The organism is [Mycobacterium] manitobense, from assembly GCF_025821665.1.
Taxonomy (GTDB): domain Bacteria; phylum Actinomycetota; class Actinomycetes; order Mycobacteriales; family Mycobacteriaceae; genus Mycobacterium; species Mycobacterium arseniciresistens.
The window spans coordinates 1-474 of the sequence record NZ_JACKSJ010000155.1 but is presented as its reverse complement, the minus strand read 5'-3'; the positions used below and the strand labels follow the sequence as shown (position 1 = coordinate 474).

Sequence of the window (474 nt, the reverse complement as noted above, 5' to 3'; positions counted from 1 at the left end):
CCGTCGACCGCGTCGTCGGGAACCTGGAACTCCCGCTGCGGCACGGTCGAATTCGGTGCGCCCGAGCCGAAGTAGTAGACCAGGTTCTGCGCCTTCGGGAACTGCTGGACGGCGCTGATCAACTGATACCGCAGTACCGTATTCGCCGCGCCGGCATTGGCGGTCGTCTCATCGGCCTGCGGTGCCATCGCGGCGATGATCGGTTGCAGGGTCCACGCATCAGCGGACAGCGGCCAGTCCAGCGACGCGCGGTCGTCGAACCCGATCAGGGCGAATCGGGCCCCGGGGTGGCGCTCGACGACGGCCGCGATGTCGGCCTGTGCGGTCCCGGCGACGGATCTGTCCACGATCAGGAAGACGCTCGGTTCCCGTTCCCCGGCAATCGTGGTCAGGCCCGGCGCCGTGTCACCGATCGCCGGGCGCAGCACGGCCACCAGCAGCAGTGCGGCGGCGATCAACGGCAGGTACCTGCGC

Annotated in this window: 1 pseudogene; it reads right to left on the bottom strand. The window is 69.2% G+C overall.

Annotation, left to right across the window (positions count from 1 at the left end):
• A pseudogene (locus tag H7I41_RS19210) lies at positions 1-474 on the bottom strand (hypothetical protein); the annotation flags it as partial.